This window comes from Sulfitobacter undariae, assembly GCF_014196805.1.
GTDB lineage: Bacteria > Pseudomonadota > Alphaproteobacteria > Rhodobacterales > Rhodobacteraceae > Sulfitobacter > Sulfitobacter undariae.
On record NZ_JACIEI010000010.1, the window covers coordinates 1 to 26,602 of the forward strand.

Sequence of the window (26,602 nt, forward strand, 5' to 3'; positions counted from 1 at the left end):
GGCGAAATTCGTCCGTCCGTTTCAGTCCCATAGTTTATCTCCTTTGTTACAGTAAATGCTATCAAAGGAGCGGCATCAAACCGCGACAGGTCCACTCTGGTGCCAGAGAACTGCCGAGCAACGCGAGAATAATGCCGTTCAGTTTTATGAATAATCCTTTACATGGCGAAAGGTAAAACTCGCCTGCCTGCTCCTACGGTGCTCAATGGTAGCCATCCGACCGCAACTACCACGTTGTGGTGAAAAAGACTCGAATTTCCATTTTCTTAAAATGAAATGCTACCCAAGATACCTCTCGATGGCCACTTCCTTGCCGTCGATTAAGATACGCCAATATAGTTTTTTTGTCTCCAGGACTTCAACATTTCCATAGTGAGCTTGCCTGTGGTGATTTGGACAAAGGACCATGATGTTGTCGCAACCAAGAGAACCTTTCGCGAGTTCCGATATGCTTACTGATCTTGTACAGAAGCTCTTCAATATCTTGTTCGAGCCATTTTTCTGCATCCCAAAGACGGGGATTGCAGATGAACATCCAGTAGCCTGTTGGAGGCAACTTTCTTGATGTCGGCGTATCGGTTAGCGTGGGATACAATGGAAATGGAGACGTCTTGTGAGAAAGGTGCTCTTCTACATATGCTGTTAAAGAAGGCAAAATGCCACTGCCAATATTGGGAAGTGGCTTGTATCCTTTGATCCAGATTTCTCCCTTCTCGTGCAGTACATGGGAAATGTTTTGCATCCGGTGGTCTACACTGGTTCTGGTGACCTGAGCCCCTAAAACTCCTCCAGATTTGTGTAGAGTCCGCCCAACAAAAGGACGGACAAAATGAAGGCACGATTTACGGACGAACAGATCATTGCGATGATTAAGGAACAGGAATCTGGTGAGAAGACCGCTGACGTGTGTCGACGGCACGGGATCAGTTCTGCAACGTTCTACAAATACAAATCGAAGTATGGGGGCATGGAGCCTTCTGATGCGAAGCGGTTGCGGGCTTTGGAGGACGAGAACGGGAAGCTCAAAAAGCTGCTGGCCGAACAGATGTTGGACAACGCTATGTTGCGAGACATCAATTCAAAAAAATGGTGACGCCTGCTGTGAGACGGGAAGCGGTGGTTCATTTGTGCAAAGTGCACGGTGTGAGCCAGCGGCGGGCGTGTGATGTGCTGCAGATTGATCGGTCAACGGTGCGATATCTGTCGCGTCGTGGTGATGATGCGGAACTGCGAGATGCAATCAAACGCGTGTCGCGCGAACGCCGTCGGATTGGTTGCCGCCGTATTCACGTGATGATCTCCCGAGAAGGTTTTGAGGTGAACCACAAGAAAGTGAGGCGCATCTACCGTGAAGAGAAGCTGCAGGTGCGGCGCAGAGGCGGTAGAAAGCGTGCTTTGGGCACAAGGAAGCCAATGGTGCTACCGGATGGCCCAAACCAACGCTGGAGCTTGGATTTTGTATCCGATGCGCTGACAGACGGTCGCAGGTTTCGCATCTTGGCAGTCGTTGCTGATTTCAGTCGTGAGAACTTGGTTCTGGTGGCTGATACGTCGCTGTCTGGCCACCGCGTTGCACGTGAGCTGGATCAGATCATCATTGAACGCGGCATACCGACGACGACTGTGTCGGACAACCGGACTGAGTTCACCAGCATGGCAATCCTCAAATGGGTTCAGGATACAGATATCGATTGGCATTACATTGCACCAGGAAAGCCCCAGCAGAACGGCTTCATTGAAAGCTTCAACGGCAAGCTGAGAGACGAATGCCTCAATGAAACGCTGTTCGGCACATTGGGCGAGGCCCGCAAAACGCTCGAAGAATGGCAGGAGGATTACAACTGGCGCAGACCACATTCAGCATTGGGCAACCTGACACCAATGGAATTTTTGCAGAGAAAGACGATGGACAAGATGGCGGCCTAACGCCAAAGATTTAACACCAAGGACTCCGCGCAAAGCTGGATGGAACTTGGGGCACAGGTCACTGGTTGGAAGGTGTTGCTCTATCAATTTCCGAATGAAGTATGATTTATTGAACTTTTCGCCACGCTTCTCGAGAGTTAGCATTTGAAAGTATGTATCTACTGCAGCTTTGAGCTCAGTATTTGTCCAGTTATTGTCGGCCATAACGTCTCGCGATCCCCGGGTTTAATTCAGAAATTTTTGTTTCCTGAAGCATAAATATTTTCGTTCGGCTGAATCGGATGTTGATCTGTTTGAAACTGCCAACGATCGCTCCGCCACCTTATACAAGCCGAGCGCCCGGTCGCATATCATCGGCACCAAAGTCGGTGAAACTACACGACCAGGAAAATAGTTGGACGTCAGCCATTCGCGTGGCTCACAGAATAAAGCACCAACTCGGCTACGGTGTTGCCGCCTTTCATCCGACGGGCTCGTAGTAGATGGCATCGAGCATGGCGGCGCGTGCGTCCCATAGCTCCATGTTACGACCGACTGGACGCGGGGCATTGTACCAAGGTGCTTGCTGGATTGGCTGGATCACTCTCTCCCAGTAATTTTCGAGTTTGATAGTGGTAGGCGCAAAGGACAGAGCCTCGGCGAGGCCAGCAGTGTTACCGCCATTCACACAGACAAAAATATCGGGGCGTTTCATAGCGAGAAGCCGGGTTGCAGGGGCAAGGCCTGCGGTTCGGGAGGCCCCTGTGAAAGCAGATGTGAATGTCCCAACAAAAGCGTCAAACTGCGCTTCGGTAACAGTACCGCGCTTTGGTACTGCATCTATAGCATCCCCCAATACAGTGTTTTTCTGGCCGATCAATTCTGCAAACGTACCCGCACCGCCCATTGAGCCAAATCAGCCCCATTCGAGGCCGCTAAGGTCAGTTTCTTTCGCCTCCACAATTCCGAGCACTCCCGCAATACCCTTCCATTCGGCAACAGAAAGGTCACCGAACACAGCAGTCTGCGCGAACATTTGTTGGATCTCGCGAAGTAACTTCATGCGCTTTTCGAAATCGTGGTAGACATCTTTGCGCGCTTCTTTGGCGAAGCGCTTCCACGACATGGTGGCGAGCGGCGAGTTTACACGTGCCCAATCTTTCTGCTGATCCAGCAGGACCGGGTTTTTTGGCCTTGGCGTTTTGGCCGCCGCTTCCGCTGAACGGCGATAGCTATCGGCCAGCGGCTTCGTGATGGGGATACGCAAATTTCTGTAGCCATTAAGCTGCTTGCGCACCTGTTCGAAGAAGGGGTTGTCGGTGGCTCCTTTTGCGTGGACGCTCGCCTCGAAATTGGCCCCAAGTCCGCCGTTCGTCAAATTTGCGCTGCCGACAATCGCTTCAGCTTTGAGCCCTGACTGGAAATAAAAGATTTTTGGATGGAAGCAACCTGGTCGGTTCTTGCTGACAAAGGCGTTGGGGACGTCAACGAGACGGTCAATCAAGTCAGGGTCAGTTGCAGAAAAGTCGAGGCCCAAAAGGAAGGATTCGAGCTTAGATGTGTTGGCGAGCAATGCCTCAGCAACCGGTGTAATCCCGCCCCAGGCAACAGCAATGCTGATATGGTCGTGCTTTTTAATGAGCGCTGTCAGTCGTCGTGCAACCGCCTTGGCCTCTAAGAGTGAAATCTGCATCCCCGGACTTTTCCTTAAATATGACCCGAAAAACAGGCATCGACTGGTGGTCATCATGATTGAGAATAGAGGCGGTTTTGGAAATGTCTCTGACAAAGTCCGAAATCCGGCCATTTGGCGTGCTTGAAGTTCCAGTCATCACGCGCAAAGGGAAGAAAAAATATCATTAGATTCTGGCCAAGGGATGGGGTGTAGCTCATAATGAGCTACACAAACTTGTTACGAGGCAACCAAATTTATGGAAATATCTACCATCGTTCTTAGCGCGATAGTCTCGATCATCGTAGCGTATGCAACAGCAAAGGCATCAAGCTATTCAAAGGATGTCGTGGGCGAACGAAAAGAATGGCGCAATAAAATGCGTGAACTTACTGTTGAAGTTTTTCAGATGGTGCGAAGCGAAGAAACGCAATCGCAAAGATTCAATGACATTGTTGCGGAGTTCCGTCTCCGCCTAAATCCCGATAGTTGTGATGACAATCAGATACTGGAAACGCTCGAAATGTGCATGCGGGCACCAGATTGCATGTTGGGTAAAAAGCTATTAGCGCAAGTTGCCCGCCTTCTGAAACATGACTGGGAACGCTCCAAATCTGAGACACGTTTGCTGGGTTTTTTCAAACCAAATGAAAAAGAAATTAGAAGACTCAGATCCTCTGATTACTTGGATTTATAAGCCTTCGCATGTTTCAAGAAAGTGATATGTAGCGGACCTGCAAGCGCAATGCATTAACGCTGATTTTGTGAAATATGAGTGAGCCACTTCTTTTGCCGCCGTTAAAAGACCGTCCAAAACCCTTTTAGTTGTCGAAAGATTTTACATCTCTTTTGATAGCACCCATTCGCGGCGTTGCTGGATTTTGGTAAGATATGGGAACCAAAGCCCTGATGCCGCAGGGATCAAGGAAGCACTGCAGGAGATCGGATGCTCACTGTCAAAGCAAACATCAGCAGTCGTCGATAATGCTGCACGCGATCTAAAGCTCGATGCCTCTGCAGCCCTGCGCGGGCATGGAACACGAATATGGGATGGCACCCTGTTGTGGCATTCACGTCTACCTGGGCCCGCTCACCGCGGTTGACCGGGCCTAATTTGATATGACATGCAACGAGCTCCTGAAGTTCACAGACCAAAAAATCACCACAGGCTCATCGGAACAGAATAACAGTTTGGCCGGCAAACTGCGACACCGACAATCGGTTGGAGATTTTCTCTATCCAGAGGCGGAATTATGGTGATGGGGCTTTGCTTGGCGCACAGCTCCTGCCCGATTTCCTGTGTCTTGCAGGGACGCAATAGACTGATGACTTTTACTGGCTACAAACCGACACGTAGGTAGGAAGGGCTGCCCTAAGGCAGCCCAAAGATCCGACATACCACTTACCATCCGCTCGCGCAGAAACCTTCAAGCTTCAAGCTTCAAGGTAGGCGGGCGCTGTTTCGGTCGGTCCGTCGCCCTATGCTTATGCTATTGGTTTGATGTTCAGAATTCCAGATGAATTCGTATGAATCTGACTTGATGCTTATGCGGCATTGGACTTTGGAAGAACTGCGTGTCTTGATTCGGAGCGAACATTAGACTCCGCAATGACATCTGCGAAATCAAGCTTACTAACTTGGAATGCGGACATTCATAAAAACATTTTCCGTTCGGCAACTATTTCCTTCGCCCTTTCGAAAACCGGCCAATCTTATTGATACCAGGACAGAAAGCTACCAACCGAAAACGATAAAAGGAACTTAAACCACACTGATCACCTCCCTGAATGCCACGACCATGACGCCGAAGAATAGGCACTCGATTTAGTCGTTTTTCTCGCATGACAGGAGGTTTCTCATGCTCAACACTATCAACTACGACCGCACTCAGGCCGCATTCGACAGAGTCGCCGACACCGAACGACATTTGCGCCGCCACGGAGCTGCTCTTTGTGATTTGTTCAATGTTTTCGACGCGCCGTCAGGCTTCGAAGCGCTATGCGATTTGCACGGGATCTATGGGAACAAGAACCCTGATGCTGCAGCAATCAAAGAAGCACTGCAGGAGATCGAACGCTCACTGTCAATGCAAACAACAGCAGTCGCAGATAATGCTGCACGCCATCTGAAGTTCGATGCCTCTGCCGCCCTGCGCTGGCATGGCGCGCGGATCAGCGAACTGCTTGCACGATTTCACCGTGCGAGCTGAAACGCGCATGCGCCACATGCAAAACGTCCCAAGACCACACCAAAGCATAGCAGGAGCGGAGCCACATCTGTGGGTTGCTACTGCATGTCTGAACGGGTTGGCCGTCTGTTCTCAGGATCTCAATCGCCAGATTTATGTCTGGAGACCAAAGAAAGTTTCGAATTCGAAACAATGGCTTGCGCGAAATTACCACAAAAACAGCATGTTGCCGTTTTTGGGTGAATTCGTTCAACTCAATATTCCTCTCAGACAACGCAACTTGGAGCTCGCGAACGAGCGGGCTCCATATCGCAATCACTGGGGATCGGTGTCTCTGACAGCGAAGCCTGCGTCCGCACACGTCCCCTTGGCGGGATATTTAGATTCAAAAGGCGAAACCATGCCCATTCCTAAACGCAAGTATGTCGAGACGGCTGACACTGTCATCGATAATGATACCTGGAACCATTCGATACCGAAACTCCCACGAGTCAGCCCGATCTCGTTGGGAGATATTAAGGATGTCTTGCCCTTTGATGGGGTCCGAAACCCAAGCTCGCGTAGCAACACTTCGCAGAAGGTGTTTCTGACATACCGAACTGCGGCAAATGACTGGAAGCCGAAAATTGGCATCGCTGAGAGTGCCGCCGAGGCCGCTGCGGGATTGGAGGCTGTCATGTCGTCCAGCATTTACGATGTGGCGTTCCAACCGTCCACCGTCCAATTCTGCGACGAAGATGGAGTTAAGCGATCGTACACTCACGATTTGTTGGTCACTTTCCGAAACGGACATCGACGGTTGATATTCGTGCGAAACGAGGCAAGCCTGCAGAAACCTCGTACCCAACGCCAGATCAATGCCATCGTCGCAGCAACGCCGAAGGGTGCCGCCGACGACATGATTGTGGTCAACGCAAACGACTACAGCCGTCAGCGTCGCGACAACCTGATGCGAATGCATCACTTTGTGTTTCATCCGGATGCCGAGGCGGACGAAGTGCTGCTGGAAACGGCGCGTTCACTAAACTCTTTCTATTTCATGAAGGATCTATTTCCTCACACGCCCATCTCGATGCCCCGGGCATTTGCAGCCTGCTATCGCTTGATCGCGCGCGGCGACCTATGCGCCAACCTTGACCATGTGTTGTGGGAAAACTCGCGTATCGAGGTGGCAGCATGACCATGGAACCTCATTACAACTTTCAACCTGGCACAGAAATCACGCTTCTGGAGCGCCCGATGGTGGTCACAGGTCAGGTCGATAATGGATATAGAGTGGTGGGCCGCGAAGATGGGATCACCACCGTTTTACCGTTCGGAAAATTGGTTGAACAACTCAAGCTTCCAGGGGCGAAAGTGGATACATCGCTGCCCACTACCGGGGGGCGATTGCAGCAACGGCTTGGGGGTTACGCAACCTCGCAAGCCTTGACTGATGAACAGCGCGAGTATGGCCGCTTTCACTTCGCTTTCTGCCAAGCCATGCTCGCGTATCGCACGAAAATTCGTACCGAAAATGGCGACCCAAAATTTGAACTTTCAGATCGAATTGCGGGACGCCCAGAAGCGCGCCGTTTCATAGCCTCTGTTGCAGAACAAATCTTCGGCCAGAAGATCTTGATCAACCCGGGGCGTGGTGGACGGTCCAAAGGTATGTATCTGTATCAAGGGCGTACCCTAATGAAGTACTTCAGAACATTCGAAAGCCTTGAGCCAGATGAAGCGCCGATTGATGCCTTGATCACGCTCGATCATCTGCGCGGCAATCGAACCAGCAGAATTTGCAACCGCCTCCGAGTTTTGATGACTGCTGCGTGGGAAGAGCATGGTCTCGATCTGAAATGCCCTCCTGTCTCGAATATCCACAAAGCGCTCACGGCCAATATATGGCAGGAAAATCAGAAACGGATCGCAAACGAACTTCCGGAACTTATAGTGCCATCCCCGCGGACACTTCGCGAGCATAGAGACATAATTTTAACCCCAACCGAGCATTTAATAGGGACTAAAGGCGAGCGGCAGGCACGAAATGAACGTGGCCGAGGTAGCACAGATTTGCGCGCCCTATTGATCGGAGAGCTGGTAGAGGTTGATGAGTGCAAGATCTCTCTCGTGAGTTCCGCAAAAGAGGCTGGGTTCTGGGAGAAAATGTCTGTCGATGACAAAGTAGCCCTCGAAGAACTTGATACCTATATCAAATCACGTTTTTGGATTTTGGTCATGCTGGACGTGGCAAGTCGCATGCCGTTGGCTTGGGTTATCGCCGAGAACCCCAATAGTGATGCGACCTTGGCGTTATTCCGTATGGCCACACGTGATAAGACCTCAGAAAAGATGCGCTACGGCTGCAGCGGCCAACCCGCGGCTGCAGTCGGCCTAATGCATGTGAAGAACGATAATGGGACGGGCCTGCGAAATTCGGCAACCATCGGTGCGCTTATGGGTACCGAGAGTATCAATACCGTTGCGCGGACGTATTCTCCGACTGACAAGGCGGTCGTCGAGCGGTTCTTCGGGACGCTTGAAATGAACATTTTTAAGATGTTACCAGGCTATACTGGGGGGCGCCCTGGGGAGCTGCCTGGCTATGATGCTAAGGCGAACGGAGTTCTGACTGTCGAACAACTCCATGAGATTGTCACAAAATACTTCATCGATGAGTATCCCTCGACACAGCACTATGGTGTCGGCATGGGCGGTCGTCGCCCATTCGAAGTCTACAAGTCGATTAACGAGACTCGCGGTCAGATCCCACCGATTGATCCACACAAGCGCCGCATACACCTCGGATGGGAGGAGGATGTAACCCCGACTGATGAGGGCGTCCGTGTCTTTCAGGGTATCTGGTTTAATTCAGACGATCTTCAGGAAAAGCGCGAAGAGTACCGGGTCAAAGGAAAGGTGAAGGTTTTCATCGACCCTGGCAATGTAAACATTGCGACTGTGATCCTGCCAGGAGCAAAGGAGCCAGTAGAGGTCCATCTCCAGATCACCGCGTTTGCCGATATGACGCTTCCAGAAATTCTGAAGCTGATGGCGGAACAGCGACGCGAAGATCCCCAAGTCACGGCGTTCCACGATGACATCGTCATGCGCACACGTTTGCAGCGTTATGAGCAGATCAAAGCGATCGGAGTGGAGCATAATCTACCGCGCAGCTACTCCACGATAGCAGAATGCAAGGCGATGGCGAAGGCCGTCTTTGCCGGTGCCCGTGTGGTTCGCTCAATTGCCCAAGCGGACACAACATTACCAGGTGAAATTGCGCATCTGGAACCATCCCGAGGAGTTTACCCTATTGGAGGTGACGAGATGCTAATCGACGGGGTTGCGGTGCCAACCGATGCAGTGAGCTTTCCTGCCCCTGAAAAAACAGCACCTCGCACGCCTTCAAATTCCAACAGTAAGTCAACAAAGGCTCAGTTACGCGGAAAACAAAAGACTTCCAACACCACGCTGCCTCGTCCCCAGAACCTGAAAGATCTCGAATAATGAACTTTATTAATGCCCAAGTTGTCGAGATATCCAAGCCTTTGAAAGCAGCTCACTTTCCGTTTCCCAGAGGAAAGGAGTTGTTCGAAGCTATGTCTTGGTGCGCGACGGATTATTACACCAAGGCGTCGACAGGGCATGCCTTCGAAGCGCGTGGCTTGCTGGTAATAGGTGAATCACGCCAAGGAAAATCCCGCGAAATTCAACGCATCCGCGACAAGTTCAATGACGGATCAGTTATTATGCCTGACGGTCGCCGGGCGGTGATTATCCATTGCATTCTGTCGGGGAAAGTCACGTGGAAGGACCTTGGGGTGAGGATCCTTGGTCTCCTCGAATACCCATTGAGGGGTCGCCACACGCAAGCAGAAATTTGGGAGAAGGTTATCAAAATTGCTAAAATTCAGGGTGTGGTTGGTATCCACTTCGATGAATGCCAGCACGTTTTCACGGAAGATGGTGACAAGATGAACCAACAGATACTCGACAGTTTCAAGACGCTTTTGAAAGAGTCACGCTGGCCTTTGATGCTGATCTTGTCGGGGATCCCGAGCCTCGCCGCATACGTCGCGAAAGAGGAACAGCTTGCTCGCCTACTTCGGACTGTTCGCTTCGAGGCGATCGACCCGTCTAAACAAACCGATATGGATGAGCTGTTACAGTTGACGTTCAGCTACGCCGAAAAGGCTGGAGTTGATTTTAGCTCCCTTGCAACGAATGAATTTTTGGAGCGTCTTGCCTTCGCATGCTGTGACCGCTGGGGATTGGTCATCGAGATGCTGATTGAGGCATTCACCAATTGTCGTATTGCGGGCGAAAAAGTTTGTTCAATAGAAAATTTCTCGCATGCCTATGCGAAAACCTACTCGACACCGTTTGGGTATTCGCCCTTCACCATGTCAAATTACCGCGACGGCTTTGACCAAGACAAACTCATGGAAGCTCTCAATCGAGCGAAGTGACTTCTACAAAATCCATTCTGAACAAGGCCCGCCTCGCGCGGGCCTTTTCTTTTGCCTGCTGCAATGTAGGTGCGCACGGTTATGTTCCTACTGCGTATGGAATTGCCCTACACCTCAGGGAGTGCAGATTTAAGTTCTTTAATATCAGATATTTACACCACACGCACGGCGCGGCGAATCAGTAAGGTGCGCATTCATATGGCCCGTTGTCATCCGTGCAGTTGATGATTCCTGTCTCGTTATTCAAACGTCAGATCAACACGCCCAAATGCGCCAAAGTCGGCGGCAAATACGCTGTTGCAAGGGGCCTCGATCGGGCGGATGAACGAACCGGACAATACGATTTCTCCGGCCTCCAAGCCTTTTCCAAATTGCGCCAAACGGTCCAGCAGCCAGATGATGCCCGTGACAGGATCATTCAGCACACCCGCGCCCAGACCCGTTTCCTCAACCACCCCATTGCGCGAGACAATGGCGCCTGCCCACCGCAGGTCACAGGCATTTGGGGCATGAGTGGTATCGCCCATGACGATGCCAGCATTGGCGGCGTTATCGGATATGGTGTCGGTGATGATGCGGGCGTTGCCCGTCACAGGATCAGCCCGCAAAATGCGTGTGTCGAGGATTTCCAGACAAGGCGCGACATGGTCTGTGGCTGCGATCACATCTGCGCGGCTATGCCCTGCGCCTGCGATGTCAGCGCCCATGACAAAGGCGATTTCGGCCTCGATCCTAGGTTGGATAAAGCGATTTTTGGTCACTGTGTCGCCGCTTTGGAACAGCATATTATCCAGCAATACACCGCTGTCAGGCGTGGTGATCCCTAGGGCCTGCTGCATAGCACGGCTGGTCAGGCCGATTTTCCAGCCAATGCGCGATCGGCCTGCGGCGTAATGCAGATCAATCAGCGCGTCTTGGATGCGGTATGCATCTTCCAACGTCGCGTTTGGATAGGCTGAGGAGATTAGCCCGCATTGAACACCTGTCTGATCCGCCTCAAAAAGCATCGCGGCGGCGTTTGTCACATCATTGGGTGTCATTCGTCCACAACCCCGTTTGTCAGCGTCCCGATGCCTTCGGCAAAGACCTCAATTTGGTCACCGGGAACCAGAAAGCGCGGCGGGTCGAACCGTGCACCTGCACCTGTGGGCGTGCCGGATACGATGATGTCACCGGGCATGAGGGTGGTGAAGGTTGATATATACGCAATCTGGCGCGCCACGGGGAACAGCATGCGGCCTGTGCGATCATCCTGTCGCAAGTCGCCGTTCACGCGGGTTTGCAAAGCCACATCAGTGATTTGGTCGTGGCTGGTAAAAGGCACCAGCCATGGCCCCATCGCGCCTGATCCATCCCAGTTTTTGCCTTGGGTCACGTTGAATTTGGCGTGGCGAACCCAATCGCGCAGGGTGCCCTCATTACACAAGGTCAGTGCTGCAATATGGCTTAACGCGTCTTCTGACGTGATGCGGCGTCCGCCTTTGCCAATGATCACAGCGATTTCGCCTTCATAGTCCAGTTGAGGCGTTTCCGGCGGGCGGGTCAGCGGCGTGCCATGCCCGACAAAGGAGCGTGCAAAACGTGGAAACAACGACATGTTCGGCGGGGCATCTTGGCCGTCTTTGTATTCGGCGTTACGATCCGGAAAGTTCACGCCAACGCAGATGATCTTTTCTGGGTCAGGCACAGGGATATCCCAACGAAATGTGCCATCCGCATGGGTCACATCGCGGCCCTGCGCCATTTGCGCTAATTTATACAAACCATCTGCTGCAATCACGTTGCGCAGTGTCGGCCATTCGGGGCAATCGGGTGATAGGGCAATCACGCCGCCGTCGGCCACTGCGCCGTAAAATTGTTGGCCGTCGACTGTGTATGTTGCAAATTTCATGAGGCCTCCGCCAGTTCGCACAGCACATCATAGGCTGCATTTATGTCATCTTGGGTGCAGTCAAACTGCCCGATTTGAAAACGGATCGCCACAGCATCATCCACCCGCGTCTGGGTGATATAGATGCGCCCGTCATTGTTGATCCGCTCAACAAAGTCGAGCTGCGCCGCGTTGTCCATGCCTGTTACCTTAAAGGTAAACAGCGACAGAATGGGTTGCGTCACGATCTCAAATTTGGGATGCGCCTCGAGCCGTGCGGCAAGGGCATGCGCCCAATCAACATGGTTGCGAATGCGTTCGCGCAATCCTTCCAACCCGTAACTGCGTAGCAAAAACCACAGTTTAAGCGCGCGAAAACGACGGCCCAGCGGAATAGTCCATTCAGAGTAATTTGTAACCGCTTCGCCTGCGGTTTTAAGGTATTCAGGTTCGATCTTCAGCGTGTTGATCTGGTGCTGTGGATCGCGCAGAAACTGGATAGAGCAATCAAACTGTGCGCCTAGCCATTTATGCGGATTGAAAACGATGCTGTCATAGCCTTCAACGCCCGCCCAGAATTCATCGCGGTACTCGGGGCAAATCATTGCCGATCCCGCCCAGGCTGCGTCCAGATGGGTGTATAACCCTTCGCGTTTGGCAATCTCCAACACCGCGTGATGGCGGTCGTAGGCCCCGATGCTGGTGCCGCCTGTAATGGCGATGATGCCCGCAGGGATATAACCTGCGGCGCGGTCTTGCGTGATGCGACTCTGCAACTCCTCGGTGTCCATCGCATAAGATGCGCCGCTGCCATCGGTGCCGATTTTCACCAGATTATCCTGCCCGATCCCCGCCACCCAACAGGCGCGATCAATCGAGGAATGAACCTGATCAGAGCAATAAATGCGCAGGCAGCCTTGGCCTGACATGCCTTCTTTGTTGCCGCGCCAGCCTGATGCGATCTCGCGCATGGTTAACACGGCTGACAAGGTTGCCGAGGAAGCGCTGTCTTGGATCACACCAGAAAACCCGTCTGGCAGGCCAAGCGCTTGTCGCAGCCATTGCACCATCACGCCTTCCATCTCCGTCGCGGCAGGTGAGGTTTGCCATAACATACATTGCGCGGCGATGGTGCTGACCAGCATTTCCGCCAGCATGGAGGGCGGGGCCGCATTGGCAGGGAAATAGGCAAAGAAACGCGGGTGTTGCCAGTGGGTGATCCCGGGCATCACGATGCGTTCAAAATCGGCCATGATGGCGTCCATCGCCTCGCCACCCTCGGGCGGGCTGGCTGGGAGGGCGGCTGCGATTGCGCCTTTGTCGGTTTGCGCCCGCACGGGATTGTTGCGGATATCCTTGTGATAATCCGCCGCCCACTTTGAGATATGCTCACCCCAGTGCTGAAATTCATCCCAGTTCATGGCGCGACAATCGGTTGAGCTTTGAGATCACTTTCGGTCAACGAGGCACCTTGAAAAGTAGAGCCTAATTCAAACCATGATTGCGGTGCGGGTGCGCCCCAAAGGGTTTGGCGTTGCGGGTCTTTTAGGTCCCATTTGATCGGTTCCAGATCGGGGTCCAGTGTTTGATAATCCGAGCAATAAATCTCGGTGCGGTGGCCGTCTTGATCGCGGATATAGAGAAAGAAGGCGTTGGATATACCATGTCTGCCCGGGCCGCGCTCAATATTCGACACATAGCCTGTGGTGGCCATTAGATCGAGCAGATCAATGATGTTAAGCGGCGTTGGCACCCAGAAGGCCATATGGTGCAGGCGTGGGCCCGTGCCATTGGTAAAGGCGATGTCATGCACGCCGCCTTTACGGTGCATCCATGCGGCCCATGTGCGGCCTGTTTCCTCGTCTGCCGTGTATTCGGTGACGCGAAAGCCCATATCGCCATAGAATTTGACCGCCTCATCTACATTCTGGCTGAACAGGTTGAAGTGATCGATGCGCAAGGGCTTTACCCCACGGTAGAGTTTATACTCCTGCGCGATGACGGGCAGGCGGTCCATCTGGGCGTAAAATTCCAGCGGCACACCCCAAGGGTCGCGGGTGCGCAGCACACGGCCCATAAAGGGGCGCTCGATCCATTGGGTCGGCAGATCACGTGTCTTAAACCACGCTTCGGCCTTGTCCAGCTCACCCTCGTCCCAGACTTTGAAGCCCAACACGCCCACTTCGCCACCAGTGCCTTTGCGCAGGATCACGCAATGGTGGCCGCGTTCTTCCATGGCGCGCAGATAGATGGCATCGGCGTCTTCAAAGGTGACTTGCAGGCCCAAGGTGTCCACGTAATAGGCGCGTGACCACGCGAGGTCAGAGACAAACAGCTCAACATGGCTGAGGCGGATGATGTTGAAATCAGGATAGAGGTTTGGTGCGGGAATGGGCATGTCTTATCCTCCTCAGGCGCCAAGTTGCGGGATGCGGTGCAGACCCGTAGCAATGGCGATATTTTTCTGTTCCATGTAAAACTCGAACGACCAGTCACCACCATCACGGCCAATGCCGCTGGCTTTGGTGCCGCCGAAAGGCGCAGGCAGGTGGCGCACGTTTTCGGAATTGACCCAGATCATGCCCGCGTCCAGCGCGTCTGAAACACGCAGCGCACGGGTGAGATCATTGGTCCAGACATAACCCGCAAGTCCGTAGGCCACATCATTGGCGATGTGCAGCGCCTCAGCTTCGTCGTTAAACGGGATCGAAGTGAGGACAGGGCCAAAGATTTCCTCTTGGGCTATGCGCATATTGGGGGTGGCATTGGTGAACAGGGTTGGCGTGACGTAATGACCTGCCCCATCGGGGGCGGTGCCGCCAGCGGCAATTGTTGCGCCGTCTTGGCGGGCGATGTCAAAATAGCTGCATACTTTGTCATGGTGCACTTGGTGGATCAGCGGCCCGACTTCGGTATCTGGGTCCAGCGGATGCCCCATGCGGATGTTGTTTACCCGTGCAGTCAGTTTTTCCTCAAACTCGGCGCGAATGTTCTCTTGGATCAACAGGCGTGAAGAAGATGTACAGCGTTCGCCATTGAGCGAGTAAATCATAAACACAGCCGCATCCAATGCACGGTCCAGATCGGCATCGTCAAACACGATGACGGGGTTCTTGCCCCCAAGTTCAAAGTGGACTCTCTTGAGTGTATCCGCCCCTTGTTTCATGATCATAGAGCCTGTTTTGCTCTCGCCGACAAAGGCGATGGCTTTGATGTCGGGATGTTCGGTGAGGGCACGGCCTGCGTCTTCGCCCATGCCGTTGACGAGGTTAAGCACCCCGTCAGGCAGCCCTGCATCGCGGCATATTTCCGACAGCAAACGCGCAGTCAGGGGCGAGAATTCGGCAGGTTTATGCACCACCGTACAGCCAGCCGCCAAAGCAGGGGCGATTTTCCAAGTGGAGAGCATGAAAGGCGTATTCCACGGTGTGATGACCCCCACAGGCCCGATAGGCTTCCGGCCTGTGATGTTCATATGGTCGGGTGAGGGGAGGGATTTGCCGTCACGCGCATTGGGGGCCTGATCCGCGTAAAAGCGAAAGTTGGCCGCGCCGCGCAGAGCGGCTTTGGACATAAACCGCATCGCTTGGCCTGTGTCCCAGCATTCGCACAGGGCAATTTCATCTGCGCGGGTCTCAATGGCATCCGCAATCTTGTGCAACAAGGCTTTGCGGTCTTTGCCGGGCAGGGCGGCCCATGCGGGAAACGCGGCTTTGGCGGCTTTGGCAGCGCGGTCAATGTCGGAGGCATCGCCCCGTGCGACCGAGGCGATCAGGCTCTCGTCGATCGGGGAGTGGACCTCGAAACTGGAAGAGCCTGCATCGTCTTTGCCATTGATCAGATTGAGGATGCCGTTTTTGCGGTATCGATCCAGATGCGGCGCAAGGCGCGATAGGTTGTCGTCAAGTTTGCTCATGCCATATCCTCCGGCAGGTAATCGCGGATCGAGCTGGTTTTACGGCTCAGATCAGCATCAATGTCGCGCATTTCCAGCGACAGCATAAAGGGATGCGCAGCCATATAGGCGGCGGTGAATTCGCAAGCGGTGGCAAACAGCGCATCCGTGGCGGCGGTTTTTGCCGCATCCGTACGGCCTGCGCGCAGACGGATGTGGATGTCGATAAACCCGTGCTGTGGATCGCCGTCTGCAATGACGCTGTGGGTGCACGCGGTGGCGCGCACGCGAATGCCTGCTGGGGGAAAGATGCCTGTGGCCGCTGCTGAATTTTTCAATGCGACACATAAACCGTGCATGTCGAGCGCGGTTTCCAGATTTGCAGAATACTCCAATGAAATATGTGGCATCTGCTCTCCTCCCAAAGATTACTTGCTTTGTTAATTAATAATAATGGTTGTGTCAAGCTCAAGAGGATGGCTTTTATTCGCGTTATGACATCTGAACATATCTCCAAACCTACTGTAACCGCGCTGCGCCGCACGAACCGTTCTTTGCCGATTGCGCTTTTGCGTGCGCGTGAAACGGTCATGGGGCCCATTCGGGACATGCTGGCTGACAGCCCTGTAAATGAGCAGAAATGGCGGGTGCTGCGGGTGCTGGAAGAAAACGGGCCGCAAGATCAAAATTCGATCGCGCGTGAGGCGTGTCTGTTGTTGCCCAGCCTCACACGGATATTGCGGACGATGGAGGCTGAAGGTCTGGTCACCCGCCGCGTCGCATCGGATGACCGCCGCCGTAGTATCGTCAGCATCGAAGCGGCGGGCCTCGCTATTCTGCAAGACCATAGTGTGCAGGCCTCTGCATTGGTAGACAGACTGCGTGCGCAATATGGCGAGGAGAAGTTAGAGCAGCTTCTGGACCTGCTAGAAGACTTACAGGTCGCAGAAGAAAAACGCTAATCTGTGTTTCCGCTGTGTCGTTGGCGCGCTGGCCCGCGGCACTTTTCAGTCAACTCATCGGGTACTTCTGATCCGTCAAAGAGAAATGGCAAAATGCCTTTGCGGATAGATTTCCCGCGCATGGCTTTGATATCATCTTCGGATTTGGTCACCCGCTGCGACATCCTGCGGCCCCATTTCGCCAGCATCCCATAGAGGCGGTCAATCTGGTCGTTGTGGGTATCACCTTTGGCCAGATCGTGGAATTCATCGGGATCTTCTGCCAAATCAAACAGCATCGGACGGAATCCGCCTTCGGCGTGGATCAGTTTGTAGCGGCCGTCAAACACCATGAACAGTCGTGCGTCGCGTGGTTCTAGCCCCAGTTTCTCACATTGGGGGGTCACTGAATAATCATATTCCGAGATCACAAATTCACGCCATTGCGGGGTTTCCCCACGCAACCATGGCAGCAGGGAACGCCCCTCAATGATATGATCAGGTACTTTGGCACCAGCGGCGTCAACAAAAGTCGCGGCCAGATCGATGCTCTCTACCAGTGCATCAGACACCGTGCCGCGGGTGACATCGGCTTGCGCACGGGGATCATAAATGATCATCGGCACTTTGACGGATTGTTCGTGAAACAGGTCTTTTTCACCTAACCAATGATCGCCCAGATAATCCCCGTGATCCGATGTCAGCACAATCATCGTGTCTTTGAGAGTGTCTGTCGCCTCTAGGTGATCCAGCAGGCGGCCCAACTGGTCATCACATTGTTTGATTAAGCCCATATAAGCGGGAATGACTTTCTCGCGGACTTCGTCACGCTGAAAGGCGCTGGCGATCTTGTTTTCCATATAGGCGCCATAGACGGGGTGCGGGTTTTCGCGCTCAACCGTGTGGCGGCGCGGGGGCGGCACATGTTCGGGGCCGAACATATTGTGGTAGGGCGCGGGCACGATATAGGGCCAATGCGGCTTGATAAAGCTGACATGAGCGCACCACGGTCCTTCGGTTTTTTCCATAAACTCGATGGTTTGCGAGGTCAGCCAAGGCGTTTCACTGTCTTCCTCACGGATGTTGGCGGGTTGGTCGGCATTGCGAAACATCCAGCCCGACGCGATTTGATCATCGGTGACAGCAGCATTGGCATAATCTGCCCAAGGGTTTTCACCATCATAGCCACGCGATTTCAGGTATTCATTATAGGGCGAGCGTTTTTCATCGTAAAACCCGTCAGGGCCTTCACCCCACAGCCCGTCGTCGCGCGCCCATGCATCAAATCCGCATTCAGCTTGGCGTGCCCCAATGGTGCTGTCAGGGGCAAGCCCAAGGCGCGCCATCCCTTCTGCGTCAGCCTTCATGTGGGTTTTACCCAGCAGCCAGCACGCCATGCCTGCCTTGCGCAGGTGGTCGCCTAACGTGTGTTCTCCGACGCGCAGCGGGAAGCCGTTCCAATGGGCGCCGTGGCTAGAAGCATAACGGCCCGTATAATAGCACATCCGGCTGGAACCGCAGATCGGTGATTGGATATAGGCGTTGGAGAATCGCACACCCATGGACGCGACACGGTCAAAGTTGGGCGTATGCAGATGCGGGTGACCTGCACAGCTGAGATAATCAAACCGCAATTGGTCGTACATCACGAAGAGTATGTTCATTTGGTCGGTTCTCCCTTCTGGACACGTAACCATACTCTACGCCACCTGTGCCAGAGATAAAGTACTGTAACGATGACGCAATTACAGCAGGGCCTTGATGGACCCTACCCAATAGACCGTTGGCCGGATGTGTGCACTGCCGCTTGGTAGGGGTCATTCCGCCACAGTTATTGTGAAATGCCATCCAAATGTCTTTTCAATCGGGCCCTGTGTTAGTATCGTTAACTATATAAGCGGCATGGCCACGTTGGTTGTGCACGATAAAAAAAATATGTAACGAGGTAGGCGGATTAGTGAATGAGAACGGGCTTTAGAGGCACGTTTGTCATTTCCTGGGCGCAAACAGAAATTGATGGTCTTGATGCTGCACCGCTGCAGGCATTAAGCGTAGGTGCAGCTTGGGCATGGCGTGGAGACGCAGTGCGTGTGGATGGACCATCAGATGTTTTGCAACTGGGTGAGGCAGACGGAGCAGAGAATTTGCGCAAACGGGCCGCACGTATGGTGCACCGTTTGGTCGGAGCGGCATTGGATCGCGAACCCGATTCGCAGACATTGGCTGCTGATGAGGGCGGCTCGCCGTTGGTACATAATAGCTTTGTCGTTACTGATGGCGGTAAAAGCTATAGCGTCACACTGATTGAGGTAGGTACAGGGAAACAGCCATTATTGATGTTTCTCAACGATCTGCCGCCGCGAAATAGTGACCTGTGGGTTGTGCATCACTCGTTGGGGACAATGGGCAGAACGGATATTGCCCCGCAACAATCAGGGGTCATTTGTTTTACGCCGGGAACACGCATCCTGACGGAGTCAGGTTCTTCGATGATCGAAGATCTGCGCGAAGGTGATCTTGTGCAAACGAAAGACAACGGCCTTCAGCCTCTGCGTTGGGTGGGTAAGCGCAGAATGTCGGGCGCACGCCTGTTTGCGATGCCAAAACTGAGGCCGATCAGAATTTCAGGTGGGGCGATGGGTTTTAAACGCCCCGATGCTGATTTGCTTGTCTCGCCTGAACACCGGATGTTGGTCACGGGGGACGCTGCGCGGAGCCTGTTCAATACGTCGGAAGTGCTGGTATCGGCTAAGGATCTGGTCAACGGCAATTCTATTACGGTCGACACGCGACTGCGGGAAGTCACCTATATTCATGTTCTGTTGGAGGAGCACCAAATCGTTTGGGCAAACGGGTTGGAAACCGAGAGCTTCCATCCTGCGTCTGCCGCGCTTGCGACATTGGATGCTGGTGACTTGCAGCGCCTGTTGGCCGAGTACCCCGATCTGGAATGTGATCCGCACAGCTACGGCGGTTTTGCGCGCAGGACATTGTCGCCTTCAGATGCGGCGATATTGATGCACGCCGCCTAGGAATAAAGGCCGGCCTTTGATATGGGCCGGCCTGTCAGGACAGGTTTAGCTGTCTTTTCTGCTTTCAATGAGGGACTTGATGACGGCTTTGGCGCTGTCACTGGCCCAGTCGGCATCCCCGCGCAAACGCGCAATTTCACGACCTTCGGGATCAATTAGAACGGTGATCGGCAGGCCAAAGATTGCCATCTGGCTGGCGAGCGCCTGTTTGGGGTCTTGGTGGCGGGGTAAGTTGGTGATGCCTATGTCGCTGAAGAACTTTACAATCCCTTCGGGGCTATTGCGCCCTGTGGCGATGGTCAGGACTTCGAAGTCATCGCCGCCGAATTCTTTTTGCAATTCGGACAGATGCGGCATTTCCTTGCGACACGGCGCGCACCATGTTGCCCAAAAATTCACCAGCACATATTTGCCGCGATAATCTTCTAGTGTTGCGGTGCCTGCGCCATCCGCCAGATTGAATGCCGCGTTTGACGTCGCCTGAGGCGCATCATGAACAGCCAGTTTTTTCATATCACCTGCAAGCAGCGGCATGATGATATCCGCATCATCGGCCAGCACGGGGTTTGCACCTGCCGCGAGGGCTGTATAAACGAAAGCGAATAGTAGTTTCTTCATGGGTCCCTCCGAGGGAATAGGCATATGGCAAACGATACATCGAACACGACCAAGACATCGAACAAAATGTGGGGCGGCCGTTTTTCCGCAGGTCCTGATGCGATCATGGAAGCAATTAACGCTTCGATCAGTTTCGACAAGCGGATGGCAGCCCAGGATATTGCCGGGTCTCGGGCCCACGCAGCCATGTTGGCCGCAACGGGTATCATCAAGACTAACGATGCCGAAGCCATTCGGGAAGGCCTGCTCACGGTCTTGTCAGAAATCGAGGGCGGAACGTTCGAATATTCTGCTGCTTTGGAAGACATTCACATGAATGTGGAGGCGCGCCTGAAAGAAGTCATTGGTGAGCCAGCAGGCCGGTTGCACACAGGGCGGTCGCGCAACGACCAAGTTGCGACTGATTTCAAGCTGTGGGTCCGTGACCAATTTGATGCCGCCGAAGAATCGCTCCTCGCTCTCATTCGTGCGCTTCTCGCTCAAGCTGAAGCAGGCGCGGATTGGGTGATGCCCGGATTTACGCATTTGCAAACCGCCCAGCCCGTAACGTGGGGCCACCATATGATGGCATATGTCGAGATGTTTGGCCGTGACCTGAGCCGCATGCGCGATGCCCGTGCACGGATGAATGAATGTCCGTTGGGCGCGGCTGCACTGGCGGGGACATCTTTCCCGATTGACCGCGATGCAACTGCCAAGGCGCTGGGCTTTGACCGTCCCTCTGCCAACAGCCTTGATGCTGTAAGTGACCGTGACTTTGCGCTGGAATTTCTTGGGGCGGCCAGCATTTGCGCCATGCACCTTAGCCGCTTTGCAGAAGAATTGGTGATCTGGTCTTCAGCGCAATTCCGCTTTGTGGCTTTGTCGGATCGTTTCTCGACGGGTTCCAGCATCATGCCGCAAAAGAAAAACCCTGACGCAGCCGAGCTGATCCGCGCCAAGATTGGCCGGATTTTTGGTGCGAATGTCGCGCTGATGATGGTGATGAAGGGGCTGCCCTTGGCCTATTCAAAGGACATGCAGGAAGATAAAGAACAAGTGTTTGACGCTGCCGATAACCTCATGCTGGCACTGGCCGCAATGGAGGGGATGGTGCGCGACATGACGGGCAACCGAGAAAATCTGGCCGCCGCAGCGGGCAGCGGGTTCTCAACCGCGACCGATCTGGCCGATTGGCTGGTGCGTGTGTTGGGTCTGCCGTTCCGTGACGCACATCACATCACCGGATCGCTGGTTGGTGTTGCCGAAGCGCAGGGGTGTGACCTGCCTGATTTGACGCTGGACCAGATGCAGGCGGCCCATGCTGGCATTACCGAAGGCGTGTTTGATGTTCTCGGTGTTGATAACTCGGTCAATTCGCGCATGTCCTATGGCGGCACCGCGCCTGCGCAAGTGCGTGCACAGATCGCCCGTTGGAAAGAAGTGTTGGAATGAAATATCTGGTAGCTCTTGCCGTTCTGGCGCTGGCGGCTTGTGGTGTGGACGGTGAACCCGTTCAACCCGCTGGCGGCGTTAGCGTGTCGTTGACACCGTCTGCGGGCGCTCTGGAAGCAGAACTGGGCGCTGGGCAAGAACCTTTGCAGGTAGGCACGGGGCTATGAGAGGGGTAGCGATTGTGCTGCTGTTGTTTGTGGCGGCCTGTGGCAGGCCAGACCCAAACGCCCCGCGTGAAACATCGCCGCGCCAACACACGACAGTCACAACGCCTGGCGTTACGGTGTCTGGCTCTGCTGAGTTCGGCGTTACAGGCCGTTGGTGATGTCGGTCTCCCGCATGATCTATCTGGTGCTGGCTGTTCTTGGAGCAGTGGTGCCGATGTATTATTTCTTTCAGTGGTTTCAGGAAAACAGCTGGAATATCAGGGCGATGGTTGACGCGTGGCATGCAAATGCTGCAAGCACCGGATTGGTGTGGGATCTGACGATCACGGCCATTGCGCTGACTGTGTGGATCATCGTCGAGGTTGCAACACGCCGCAACTGGACGGCGCTGATCGCCATCCCCGCAACGTTTTGTATCGGGGTAAGCTGCGGCTTGCCACTTTATCTATTTTTACGCACCGCACCTGTTCGATAGGGCGGAATTGAGTCTAGAGGCAAAATAACAAATGGATCACTTCCTGTATAAAAACGGCGCGCTTTTTGCCGAAGACGTTCCTGTGGCGGAAATCGCAGCAGCAGTCGGGACACCTTTTTACGTCTATTCCACGGCAACATTGCTCCGTCACTTTCAGGCCTTTGACGAGGCGCTGGAAGGGATGGACCATCTGGTTTGTTATGCCATGAAAGCCAACTCCAATCAGGCTGTTTTGCGGACACTTGCGCAGGCGGGCGCTGGCATGGATGTGGTGAGTGAAGGCGAATACCTGCGCGCGCGCGCGGCGGGTGTGTCGGGGGATAAGATCGTGTTTTCCGGTGTTGGTAAAACGGCGCGGGAAATTCGTGTGGCGCTAGAAGGTGGCATTCGGCAGTTCAACGTGGAAAGCGAACCAGAGATGGAAGTGCTGAACGCGGTGGCGCTGGAGCTGGGTAAGGTGGCACCGATTACCGTGCGGGTGAACCCCGATGTAGACGCCAAGACCCATGCAAAAATTGCGACTGGAAAATCAGAGAATAAATTTGGCATTCCGATCGCCCGCGCGCGTGAGGTCTATGCGATGGCCGCCGCGATGAAGGGCCTTGAGGTGATCGGGATCGATGTTCACATCGGATCACAGTTGACCGATCTGGCCCCGTTTGAGCAAGCCTATCAAAAAGTTGCTGAACTGACGGAACAATTGCGCAATGACGGTCATGTGATCAAACGGCTTGATCTGGGCGGCGGTCTGGGCATCCCGTATGAGACAAGCAACCAAGCACCGCCTTTACCGCGTGATTATGGCGCAATGGTGCAGCGTACCTTGGGGCATCTGGATTGCGAGATCGAGATTGAACCGGGCCGTTTGATTGCAGGTAATGCAGGCCTGATGGTGAGCAAGGTGATCTATGTGAAATCTGGCGAGGGTCGCGATTTTCTGATCCTTGACGGGGCCATGAATGATTTGATCCGCCCTGCAATGTATGACGCGCACCACGATATTGTGCCTGTTGTTGAGGCCGCTGTTGGCGTTGAAAAGCAGCCCTATGATATCGTCGGCCCTGTTTGCGAATCCGGTGATACGTTTGCCAAGCAACGCCAGATGGTGCCAATGGCTGCGGGGGACTTGGTGGCGTTTCGTAGTGCGGGCGCTTATGGTGCGGTGATGGCCAGCGAATATAACTCGCGGGCGCTAATCCCCGAAGTCTTGGTCCATGGTGATCAATTTGCGGTTATCCGCCCACGGCCCACCTTTGACGAAATGATAAATCGCGATACCATACCTGAATGGCTTGAGCCGCTTCCCGCGTCCTAAGCGCCGAACGCCCTGAGAGGTCACTATGGTTCAATTCACTGCCGATGATCTGAAGCGGACGCTGCAGGGTCTGCGCTGGCCGCTGCGGCTGACGCGTATGGGAATGGTTGCCGAAACTGTTGTCCGCAGCTTTTGGCCTTTCTTGACTGTGGTCTTGTTCGCCACTGCCGCCGCGATGATGGGGCTGCACGAGGTGCTCCCGATCACGCTGCTGTGGACCGTTGTCGGCGGGATCGTTGGTGTAGGGCTTTGGGCGCTGATCTATGCGCTGCGCCGCTGGTCGTGGCCCACGCGTGATGATGCTATGGCGCGTCTGGATGGGAGCCTGAAAGGGCGGCCTTTGACGGCCTTGTTGGATGATCAGGCCATTGGCGGCGGCGATGAAGCATCGGCGGCTGTGTGGCGGGCGCATAAACGGCGCATGGCCGAGCGTGCTGCAACCGCGCGGGCGGTGGCAGGTGACCTGCGGGTGGCTGCCCGTGATCCTTATGCGTTGCGCTATGTTGCTGTCTTGGCATTTGGCATAGCGGTTTTGTTCGGGTCGGTATGGCGGCTGGGCACGGTCGCCGACATGGCACGTGGGGGCACGGTTGATTTGGCGTCAGGGCCTGTGTGGGAAGGCTGGGCAGAACCGCCGCGCTATACGGGCAAGCCAACGCTTTATTTGAATGACCTGGCCGAAGGATCGCTTGAGCTGCCGATTGGGACACTGATCACCCTGCGTCTTTACGGAGAAGTGGGCGCGTTGGAGGTTTCCGAAGAGGTGTCGGGTGCTCTGCGTGCAAAAAATGATGATACCCCGCCGCAGATGGCCTTTGATTTCAAAGTGAACCGTGGGGGTTCCATTGCGGTTGAGGGGCCAGCAGGGCGGACATGGAATGTGATGGTGCGAGCCGATGAGGCACCAGAAATCGAAATCCTTGGTGCGCCAAACGTCTCTGCGATGGGTGAAATGCAACTGCCTTTTGTGGCTACGGATGATTACGGGGTTGAGGCAGGCGAAGCGCGGATCATGCTTGATCTGGCCTCTGTGGACCGCCGCTATGGTCTGAGTGCGGAGCCAGAAGCGCGTGCAGAAATCACTGTTCCACTACCCATGCCAATATCTGGAAGCCGCATCAATTTTGAAGAAAAGCTAGTGGATGATTTTTCACAGCATCCATGGGCGAATCTGCCTGTTACCGTCGCAATGACAGCATTGGACGCGGCAGAGCAGCAAGCGCAGACAGCGCCAATGCAGATGACCTTGCCAGGGCGGCGGTTCTTTGATCCGACGGCGGCAGCGGTGATCGAATTGCGCCGTGACATTTTGTGGAACCGTAGCAACGCCAAGCGCACGGCGCAGATTTTGCGCGCTGTTAGCTATCTGCCGGAGGATGCCTTTCGCGACGAGACAACAGCGTTGCGGGTGCGCGAATTGATTGAGCAGATTGAGACGTTGGCGCGTTTCGGGCTGGATGATGCAGCGCAGGATCAGCTTGCGCAGGATATGTGGGATCTGGCGCTGGAGCTGGAGGAAGGCGATCTGGAAGACGCTCGCGAGCGGATGCGCCGTGCGCAAGAGCGCCTGAACGAAGCAATCAAAAATGGGGCCTCGGATGAGGAAATCGCGGAACTGATGCAAGAACTGCGCCGTGCCACGGATGAATTCATGCAGCAGCTTCAACGTGAGCAGGCAGAGAACGGCGAAGGCAAGGACCAGAGCCAGCAAGAGCAAGGCGAGTCCATGCAGATGACTCAGGACGATCTGCAACGCATGATGGACCGCATTCAGGAGTTGATGCAAGAAGGCCGTATGGCCGAGGCCGAGCAGGCCCTGCGTGAATTGCAAGACATGATGGAAAACATGCAGGTGACTGAGGGCGAATCCGGTCAAGGTGGCCAATCCCCGGGCGAGCAGGCGATGGAAGGTCTGGCAGATACACTGCGCGAGCAGCAAGGGCTGAGCGACCAAGCGTTCCGTGATCTGCAGGAGCAATTTAATCCAAATGCCCAAACGGGCGAGAGCCCAAATAACGAGGGCCGCAATGGGGGCCAAGGGCGTGGTGAAAACCAAGAAGGCCAACAAGGGGAGGGCGAAAGCCAGCCCGAGGGGGAGCAAGGTAACGGCCAAAGCGCGGAGCAAAGTCTGGCTGAGCGTCAGCAGCAGCTACGGGATGAGTTAAACCGTCAGGAAGGCCGTCTGCCGGGGCAAGGCACAGCTGAAGGAAATGCGGCAGGTGAGGCCTTGGGGCGTGCAGGCCGTGCGATGGACGATGCCGAGCAAAATTTGCGTGACGGTGATCTGGCTGGAGCGATCGACAACCAGTCGCAAGCGATGGAAGCACTGCGTGAGGGCATGCGGTCCCTGAGTGATGCGCTGTCTGCCGAAGAACGTGAGCAGCAACCGGGGCAGGGCGAGCAGCAAGGCGAGCGCCGCGCTGGCAACCGTGATCCATTGGGGCGTAGTCAGGGTAGCGAGGGTGCGTCAGGCAGCGATAACGAAGCCGACCTGAACCGTGACTCATATGGTCGCGCACGTGAGTTGCTGGACGAAATCCGCCGCCGCTCGGGTGAGGCCACACGCCCAGAGGTTGAGCGTGATTACCTCAACCGGTTGTTAGATCGATTCTGAAGGGATGATGTAGGGTAGGGG

General features: G+C 54.4%; 25 protein-coding genes. 14 read left to right on the forward strand and 11 right to left on the reverse strand.

Annotated elements, in window-relative coordinates:
- Window positions 1-358: 358 nt before the first annotated feature.
- The gene (locus GGR95_RS12930) at window positions 359-742 is read right to left on the reverse strand and encodes a hypothetical protein (RefSeq protein ID WP_184566496.1); all 384 of its coding nucleotides are present in this window, start codon (window positions 740-742) and stop codon (window positions 359-361) included.
- Window positions 743-829: 87 nt separating this feature from the next.
- Between GGR95_RS12930 and GGR95_RS12935 the strand changes: the two genes are divergently transcribed.
- Window positions 830-1,926, forward strand: a protein-coding gene (locus GGR95_RS12935) for an IS3 family transposase (RefSeq protein WP_184566507.1) whose coding sequence is annotated in 2 segments (ribosomal slippage) — window positions 830-1,076 and window positions 1,076-1,926 — 1,098 coding nt in all. Because the reading frame shifts where the segments join, the coding sequence is not laid out codon by codon here.
- 460 nt (window positions 1,927-2,386) lie between these two features.
- Here GGR95_RS12935 and GGR95_RS12940 read toward each other — a convergent pair.
- On the reverse strand, window positions 2,387-2,812 hold the full coding sequence (locus GGR95_RS12940; RefSeq protein WP_184566509.1) for a hypothetical protein: 426 nt from the start codon (window positions 2,810-2,812) through the stop codon (window positions 2,387-2,389).
- 9 nt (window positions 2,813-2,821) lie between these two features.
- Window positions 2,822-3,598, reverse strand: coding sequence for a phospholipase D family protein (locus GGR95_RS12945; RefSeq protein ID WP_184566511.1), 777 nt, complete (start codon window positions 3,596-3,598; stop codon window positions 2,822-2,824).
- A 238-nt stretch (window positions 3,599-3,836) separates the two neighbouring features.
- Here GGR95_RS12945 and GGR95_RS12950 point away from each other — a divergent pair, with 238 nt between their 5' ends.
- From GGR95_RS12950 to GGR95_RS12970, 5 genes are all read left to right on the forward strand, one after another.
- Window positions 3,837-4,274 (forward strand): hypothetical protein, encoded by a 438-nt coding sequence (locus GGR95_RS12950; protein ID WP_184566513.1) that lies wholly within the window; start codon window positions 3,837-3,839, stop codon window positions 4,272-4,274.
- 1,162 nt (window positions 4,275-5,436) lie between these two features.
- The gene (locus tag GGR95_RS12955; protein ID WP_184566515.1) at window positions 5,437-5,787 is read left to right on the forward strand and encodes a hypothetical protein; all 351 of its coding nucleotides are present in this window, start codon (window positions 5,437-5,439) and stop codon (window positions 5,785-5,787) included.
- A gap of 379 nt (window positions 5,788-6,166) precedes the next feature.
- Entirely contained in the window at window positions 6,167-6,946 is a 780-nt protein-coding gene (locus GGR95_RS12960) for a TnsA endonuclease N-terminal domain-containing protein (RefSeq protein WP_184566523.1), read from the forward strand.
- Window positions 6,943-9,258, forward strand: a complete 2,316-nt coding sequence (locus tag GGR95_RS12965; protein ID WP_184566525.1) for a DDE-type integrase/transposase/recombinase — start codon at window positions 6,943-6,945, stop codon at window positions 9,256-9,258. The genes GGR95_RS12960 and GGR95_RS12965 overlap by 4 nt, the downstream gene beginning before the upstream one ends.
- Window positions 9,258-10,220, forward strand: a complete 963-nt coding sequence (locus tag GGR95_RS12970) for an ATP-binding protein (RefSeq protein WP_184566527.1) — start codon at window positions 9,258-9,260, stop codon at window positions 10,218-10,220. Before GGR95_RS12965 ends, GGR95_RS12970 begins: the two co-directional genes overlap by 1 nt.
- A gap of 239 nt (window positions 10,221-10,459) precedes the next feature.
- Here the strand turns inward: GGR95_RS12970 and GGR95_RS12975 are convergent, their stop codons facing one another.
- The 6 genes from GGR95_RS12975 to GGR95_RS13000 are packed head-to-tail and all read right to left on the reverse strand — an operon-like array spanning window position 10,460 to window position 16,395.
- Window positions 10,460-11,260 (reverse strand): FAA hydrolase family protein, encoded by an 801-nt coding sequence (locus GGR95_RS12975; protein ID WP_184566529.1) that lies wholly within the window; start codon window positions 11,258-11,260, stop codon window positions 10,460-10,462.
- A complete protein-coding gene (locus tag GGR95_RS12980) occupies window positions 11,257-12,111 on the reverse strand; it encodes a fumarylacetoacetate hydrolase family protein (protein WP_184566531.1) in 855 nt (284 codons plus the stop codon). The genes GGR95_RS12975 and GGR95_RS12980 overlap by 4 nt, the downstream gene beginning before the upstream one ends.
- The gene (locus GGR95_RS12985; RefSeq protein ID WP_184566533.1) at window positions 12,108-13,511 is read right to left on the reverse strand and encodes a pyridoxal phosphate-dependent decarboxylase family protein; all 1,404 of its coding nucleotides are present in this window, start codon (window positions 13,509-13,511) and stop codon (window positions 12,108-12,110) included. The genes GGR95_RS12980 and GGR95_RS12985 overlap by 4 nt, the downstream gene beginning before the upstream one ends.
- The gene (gene hpaD / locus GGR95_RS12990) at window positions 13,508-14,488 is read right to left on the reverse strand and encodes a 3,4-dihydroxyphenylacetate 2,3-dioxygenase (RefSeq protein WP_184566535.1); all 981 of its coding nucleotides are present in this window, start codon (window positions 14,486-14,488) and stop codon (window positions 13,508-13,510) included. Before hpaD ends, GGR95_RS12985 begins: the two co-directional genes overlap by 4 nt.
- 12 nt (window positions 14,489-14,500) lie before the next feature.
- The gene (hpaE, locus tag GGR95_RS12995; RefSeq protein WP_184566537.1) at window positions 14,501-16,006 is read right to left on the reverse strand and encodes a 5-carboxymethyl-2-hydroxymuconate semialdehyde dehydrogenase; all 1,506 of its coding nucleotides are present in this window, start codon (window positions 16,004-16,006) and stop codon (window positions 14,501-14,503) included.
- Complete coding sequence (locus GGR95_RS13000; protein ID WP_184566539.1) at window positions 16,003-16,395, reverse strand: 5-carboxymethyl-2-hydroxymuconate isomerase; 393 nt, start codon at window positions 16,393-16,395, stop codon at window positions 16,003-16,005. The genes hpaE and GGR95_RS13000 overlap by 4 nt, the downstream gene beginning before the upstream one ends.
- Window positions 16,396-16,479: 84 nt before the next feature.
- Between GGR95_RS13000 and hpaR the strand changes: the two genes are divergently transcribed.
- Window positions 16,480-16,947, forward strand: a complete 468-nt coding sequence (gene hpaR, locus GGR95_RS13005) for a homoprotocatechuate degradation operon regulator HpaR (RefSeq protein WP_184566541.1) — start codon at window positions 16,480-16,482, stop codon at window positions 16,945-16,947.
- Here hpaR and GGR95_RS13010 read toward each other — a convergent pair.
- Window positions 16,944-18,590, reverse strand: coding sequence for a sulfatase-like hydrolase/transferase (locus tag GGR95_RS13010; RefSeq protein WP_184566543.1), 1,647 nt, complete (start codon window positions 18,588-18,590; stop codon window positions 16,944-16,946). The genes hpaR and GGR95_RS13010 overlap by 4 nt on opposite strands.
- A 297-nt stretch (window positions 18,591-18,887) precedes the next feature.
- Between GGR95_RS13010 and GGR95_RS13015 the strand changes: the two genes are divergently transcribed.
- Complete coding sequence (locus GGR95_RS13015) at window positions 18,888-19,958, forward strand: Hint domain-containing protein (protein WP_184566545.1); 1,071 nt, start codon at window positions 18,888-18,890, stop codon at window positions 19,956-19,958.
- A 45-nt stretch (window positions 19,959-20,003) separates the two neighbouring features.
- Here the strand turns inward: GGR95_RS13015 and GGR95_RS13020 are convergent, their stop codons facing one another.
- Window positions 20,004-20,576, reverse strand: a complete 573-nt coding sequence (locus tag GGR95_RS13020) for a TlpA family protein disulfide reductase (RefSeq protein ID WP_184566547.1) — start codon at window positions 20,574-20,576, stop codon at window positions 20,004-20,006.
- A gap of 24 nt (window positions 20,577-20,600) precedes the next feature.
- On the opposite strand from GGR95_RS13020, the gene argH reads away from it, so the two are divergent.
- Genes argH through GGR95_RS13050 form a run of 6 tightly spaced genes read left to right on the forward strand, consistent with a single transcriptional unit; the run spans window position 20,601 to window position 26,581 of the window.
- Window positions 20,601-22,010, forward strand: coding sequence for an argininosuccinate lyase (gene argH / locus GGR95_RS13025; protein WP_184566549.1), 1,410 nt, complete (start codon window positions 20,601-20,603; stop codon window positions 22,008-22,010).
- Window positions 22,007-22,177, forward strand: coding sequence for a hypothetical protein (locus GGR95_RS13030; RefSeq protein ID WP_184566551.1), 171 nt, complete (start codon window positions 22,007-22,009; stop codon window positions 22,175-22,177). The genes argH and GGR95_RS13030 overlap by 4 nt, the downstream gene beginning before the upstream one ends.
- Window positions 22,174-22,335 carry an argininosuccinate lyase gene (locus GGR95_RS13035; protein WP_184566553.1) on the forward strand — a complete coding sequence of 54 codons (162 nt, stop codon included), beginning with the start codon at window positions 22,174-22,176 and terminating at the stop codon, window positions 22,333-22,335. Before GGR95_RS13030 ends, GGR95_RS13035 begins: the two co-directional genes overlap by 4 nt.
- Window positions 22,335-22,652, forward strand: coding sequence for a DUF2834 domain-containing protein (locus GGR95_RS13040; RefSeq protein WP_184566555.1), 318 nt, complete (start codon window positions 22,335-22,337; stop codon window positions 22,650-22,652). Before GGR95_RS13035 ends, GGR95_RS13040 begins: the two co-directional genes overlap by 1 nt.
- Window positions 22,653-22,683: 31 nt before the next feature.
- Complete coding sequence (lysA, locus tag GGR95_RS13045; protein ID WP_184566556.1) at window positions 22,684-23,967, forward strand: diaminopimelate decarboxylase; 1,284 nt, start codon at window positions 22,684-22,686, stop codon at window positions 23,965-23,967.
- A gap of 25 nt (window positions 23,968-23,992) precedes the next feature.
- Entirely contained in the window at window positions 23,993-26,581 is a 2,589-nt protein-coding gene (locus GGR95_RS13050; RefSeq protein WP_184566557.1) for a TIGR02302 family protein, read from the forward strand.
- The last annotated feature ends 21 nt before the right edge of the window (window positions 26,582-26,602 follow it).